This window comes from Agathobaculum sp. TL06, assembly GCF_054658635.1.
The window spans coordinates 1-4,449 of sequence record NZ_BAAGGY010000051.1 but is presented as its reverse complement, the minus strand read 5'-3'; the positions used below and the strand labels follow the sequence as shown (position 1 = coordinate 4,449).

The following is a 4,449-nucleotide window of genomic DNA, read 5'->3' as shown; positions in this document are numbered from 1 at the left end:
ACTTGGTCTCTCCGCCAACCGTCAGGCGGCAGCCGCCGCACATGCCCGTGCCGTCCACCATGATCGTGTTCATGGAAACAATGGTCTTGATGCCATAGGGGCGGGTGGTTTCCGCTACGAACTTCATCATAATCATCGGCCCGATGGCGATGACCGCGTCGTACTGGTTGCCCGCCTCGATCAGCTCTTTCAGGACTTCGGTGACAAGCGCCTTGCGGCCGTTTGAGCCGTCGTCCGTGACAACATAAAGGTTGGTGGATGCGGCCTTCATCTCGTCCTCGAGGATAATGATATCCTTGTTGCGGAAGCCGGCGATCAGGTCGACCTCGCAGCCCATCTCATGCAGCTTTTTCGCCTGCGGGTAGGCGATGGCACAGCCCAGGCCGCCGCCGACAACAGCGACTTTCTTCAGGCCCTCAAGCTCGCTCGCTTTGCCCAGAGGACCGACGAAATCGTGCAGGCAGTCGCCCACGTTCAACTGGCCGAGGGCCATTGTCGTCGCGCCGACCTCCTGGAAAATAATCGTGATCGTACCCTTTTCGCGGTCATATTCCGCGATCGTCAGCGGGATCCGCTCTCCGTCCTCGGTCACACGCAGGATGATGAACTGACCAGGTTCCGCCTTGCGCGCGACATGAGGCGCTTCTATTACCATCAGCTTTGTGTTGGCATTCAGCGTCTTTTTTTCTAAGATCTGATACACTCTTTAAGTACCTCCTTGCGTTAAATCGCATCGAACAGTATTATTATACTGTTTATGCGGTGGGAACGCAAGTATAAATAAGGACACATAATCGGTTGTTTTGACCAAATTATACAATCCGATTCAGTAATTGAGTACAATATAGTCGCCGGATACATACCCTTCGTATTGATCGTAGCGCACAACGTACCACCCGTTATATTGTCCAAGCACAAAAACCTGTGCGCCGTTGGGCGCTTTGCCGATAACAGGCGCGGAAAGGGAGGGAGCGGAACGGATGTTCAGGTTGCCGGAGGATACCTCCACGGTGGCGGTTTGGATCGGCTGCGGCTCGACAAAGGGGATTTTGAAGTACTCTGTCAGGGAAAGGACAACGTTTCGGGCGATTTCATCGATGTGATTGCGGATCCATTCCGCGTCCATGGGATTGTCGTGGTAGGCGAATTCGATGAGGACGGAGGGGGCGCGGGTGCGCGTGACCTCGCCGAGCGAGGTGGTCGGCCGAGCGGTAACGTCGTCGGGGTTGGGATAGAGGGCTTTCAGGCCGGAAGCGATGGTCTGCGCGATCTCTTCGCTGCGCAGGGAGTCGGGATAATAATAAACATCCGTGCCGCGAAGCTGACCGGACAGATTGACAGGCGCAGCATTGGAATGCAGGGCGATATGCGCGTCGTAATTGCCCTCGTTGGACGCGCGGATGGAGGAGGCGGCTGTCATTTCCGGAGTGTTGCGCGTGAATTCAATGCCGGAAGCGGTCAGGTAGGGCGCCATTGCATCCGCGATCTGGTTCATATAATACTCTTCGCTGCCATGCCCATCATAATAGAGGTTGTATTCCTGGGTTGAGGGAGATAAATAGATACTCGGCATAATAGGACCTCCAAACAGGATTTTGTCGCTGTCAGACTATGCCGCCGCGCGGAGATTGGTCACCATGAACGATATAATAAAAAAGAATGGGCGTTTTTCAGCGGTTTTCCCTGTTTTTTGTATTGCATTTTTAAACGCGGCACTGTATAATATATCTTGTTTGAAATGTTCGGCTGCCCAAACGGCCGAAATAAGGAGGAGAAAGAAGCAATGAAGAAATTTTCGATTGCAATGCTGAGCATGGTGCTGGCCGGCTCTCTGCTGCTGAGCGGCTGCGGCGGCGGCAATACCGACACCCAGCAGAATGAGGATAGCAACACGGACGCGGCCGCGACTGACAGCACGGATACGGCGGATGGCGGCGTGCTGCGCATGGGTACCAACGCAACCTTCCCGCCGTATGAGTTTACCGATGAAAACGGCGAAGTTGCAGGCATTGACGCGGAAATCGCTGCGGCGGTTGCCGAGAAACTCGGCATGGAGCTTGATATCACCGATATGGCGTTTGAATCGCTGATTCCGGCGCTGCAGGCTGGTACGATTGATATTGTCCTGGCTGGCATGACGGTGGATCCGGAGCGTGCGGAGCAGGTGAATTTCACGGATTCCTACGCGACCGGCGTACAGGTGGTTATCATTCCGGAAAGTTCGGATATCGCACCGGTAGAGCAGGAGGATGGCTCGATGGCGGTAGACCTGACCGGTAAGACCATCGGCGTGCAGACCGGTACGACCGGCGACCTGTACTGCACCGACGAATACGGTCAGGAGAACGTCAAGCAGTTTGATAACGGCCCGCTTGCGGTGGCCGCGCTGGTCAACGGCCAGATCGACTGCGTAGTTATCGATCAGGAGCCGGCAAAGAATTATGTGGCGGCTAACGAGGGGCTCAAGATCCTGGATACCGCATACGCGAACGAGAATTACGCGGCGGCGATCAGCAAGGACAACACGGAATTGCTGGAGCAGGTAAACGCGGCGATGCAGGAGCTGAAAGACGATGGTACGCTTCAGTCCATCATCGACAAGTACATCCCGGCGGATGGCGAGTAATTGATTGGGTTATGAATGAAAGGGGACGGCGCGCGCCGCCCCTTTTCGCTCGATTATGAGAAATAGAAAGGGGATAGGCTGTGGTAACGCTCACATTGTCAAACTGGCTGGAAACCGCGCCTGACTGGATTCTCTCGCTTCCGGAAAATCTGCAACGGCTGCTGTTTCAGCTTTACCAGACCTTTATTTACCAGGAGCGCTGGACCTGGTTTGCCCAAGGCCTGCGTATCACATTTATCGTAACGATCGGCGCGCTGATTTTGGGTATCATCATCGGTCTGCTGGTTGCCATGATCCGCACGGCGCACGATTCCCAGCGGATGGGAAAGCACAATCCGGTGCTGGGCGTGCTGAACGCATTGTGCAAGGTATATCTGGCCGTAATCCGCGGTACGCCGATGATGGTTCAGCTTTTAATCAGTTGTTTTGTCATCATGGTGCCGAAGGATGACTTCGGCAGCCTGATATGCGGTATTGTGACGCTGGGCATCAACTCGGGCGCTTATGTTGCGGAGATCGCGCGAAGCGGCCTGATGTCGATCAGCGCCGGCCAAATGGAGGCAGGGCGCTCGCTTGGCCTGAATTACGGCAAAACGATGCGCTACATCATCATCCCGCAGGCCATTAAAAATATCCTGCCTGCGCTGGGCAACGAGATGATCACCCTGCTCAAGGATACCTCGCTGGTTTCGGTCATTATGCTGCGCGACGTGACCAAGCAGGCGCAGAATATCGTTGCCAATACTTATCAGCCCTTTGTGCCGTATGTCAGCCTGGCGGTCATTTATCTGGTGATCGTCCTGATTCTGACCAAGCTGCTCGGTATTTTGGAAAGGAGGCTGCGCGCAAGTGATCGACGTTAAAAACCTGTGCAAGTCCTTTGGGGACCATCAGGTGCTCAAGGGCGTCAACGAGCATATCGAAAAGGGAGAAAAGGTCGTTATTATCGGACCGTCGGGGTCCGGCAAATCCACTTTTCTGCGCTGCCTCAACCTGTTGGAGGAGCCTACCAGCGGCGATATCATTTTTGAAGGGCAGAATATCACCAGCAAGGTGACCGATATCAATTTGATCCGCCGCAAGATGGGCATGGTGTTCCAGCAGTTCAACCTGTTTCCTCATCTGACCGTGCGTGAGAATATTAAGCTGGCGCCGGTCAAGCTCAAGATCATGACAGAGGACGAGGCGGACAAGCGCGCGATACAGCTTTTGGAGCGCGTCGGCCTGCCGGATAAGGCGGACAGCTATCCGGTGCAGCTATCCGGCGGGCAGCAGCAGCGTATCGCAATCGCCCGCGCGCTGGCAATGAATCCGGATGTGATGCTGTTTGACGAGCCTACCTCCGCACTGGATCCCGAAATGGTCGGTGAAGTGCTGGAGATCATGAAAGAGCTTGCGGACGACGGCATGACCATGGTTGTGGTTACACACGAAATGGGATTTGCACGCGAAGTCGGCACCCGTGTGCTGTTTATGGATGGGGGAAACATTGTGGAGCAGAACGAGCCGCACGCTTTTTTCACCAACCCGAAGCATCCTCGGCTGAAAGATTTCCTGTCCAAAGTATTATAAAAAACGGGGTACAGCAAAACGCGCACACCTATAAGGAAGCAATTTCAATATCGCAGGGCGGCATAGTCAAAAGGCTATGCCGTTCTGCTTTTTCTTTGTCGTTCAATGGTCTGTTTGTCCTCGCCCTGTTCCAGTTCCCCGATAAAGTTCCAGACAATTTCAATCTTCTGTCTGCGGTGTCCGCTGGACTTATCCGGCGCGTGAACAATGATTTTCTTTACAAACTCATTGACGATAGCAGGCGTTAATTC

General features: G+C 54.3%; 6 protein-coding genes. 3 read left to right on the top strand and 3 right to left on the bottom strand.

The window, feature by feature from the left end:
* Nucleotides 1–703, bottom strand: a 703-nt coding sequence (locus ACYQ3S_RS15525; RefSeq protein WP_459690260.1) for a sulfide/dihydroorotate dehydrogenase-like FAD/NAD-binding protein, incomplete at its 3' end; no start/stop codon positions are given.
* Nucleotides 704–826: 123 nt separating this feature from the next.
* Entirely contained in the window at nucleotides 827–1,573 is a 747-nt protein-coding gene (locus ACYQ3S_RS15520) for an SH3 domain-containing protein (RefSeq protein WP_459690258.1), read from the bottom strand.
* Nucleotides 1,574–1,783: 210 nt separating this feature from the next.
* Here ACYQ3S_RS15520 and ACYQ3S_RS15515 point away from each other — a divergent pair, with 210 nt between their 5' ends.
* From ACYQ3S_RS15515 to ACYQ3S_RS15505, 3 genes are all read left to right on the top strand, one after another.
* On the top strand, nucleotides 1,784–2,626 hold the full coding sequence (locus ACYQ3S_RS15515) for a basic amino acid ABC transporter substrate-binding protein (RefSeq protein WP_459690256.1): 843 nt from the start codon (nucleotides 1,784–1,786) through the stop codon (nucleotides 2,624–2,626).
* An 80-nt stretch (nucleotides 2,627–2,706) separates the two neighbouring features.
* On the top strand, nucleotides 2,707–3,489 hold the full coding sequence (locus ACYQ3S_RS15510; RefSeq protein WP_459690254.1) for an amino acid ABC transporter permease: 783 nt from the start codon (nucleotides 2,707–2,709) through the stop codon (nucleotides 3,487–3,489).
* A complete protein-coding gene (locus tag ACYQ3S_RS15505; RefSeq protein ID WP_107630453.1) occupies nucleotides 3,476–4,198 on the top strand; it encodes an amino acid ABC transporter ATP-binding protein in 723 nt (240 codons plus the stop codon). Before ACYQ3S_RS15510 ends, ACYQ3S_RS15505 begins: the two co-directional genes overlap by 14 nt.
* 74 nt (nucleotides 4,199–4,272) lie before the next feature.
* On the opposite strand, the gene ACYQ3S_RS15500 is transcribed toward ACYQ3S_RS15505, so the two are convergent.
* Nucleotides 4,273–4,449: DUF4368 domain-containing protein (locus tag ACYQ3S_RS15500; protein WP_459690261.1), on the bottom strand; the 177-nt coding region annotated here is incomplete at its 5' end.

Excerpts from the sequence above, each read along its gene's own strand:
- ACYQ3S_RS15515 (WP_459690256.1), top strand. The coding sequence starts at position 1,784 with ATGAAGAAATTTTCGATTGCAATGCTGAGCATGGTGCTGGCCGGCTCT.
- ACYQ3S_RS15520 (WP_459690258.1), bottom strand. The coding sequence starts at position 1,573 with ATGCCGAGTATCTATTTATCTCCCTCAACCCAGGAATACAACCTCTAT.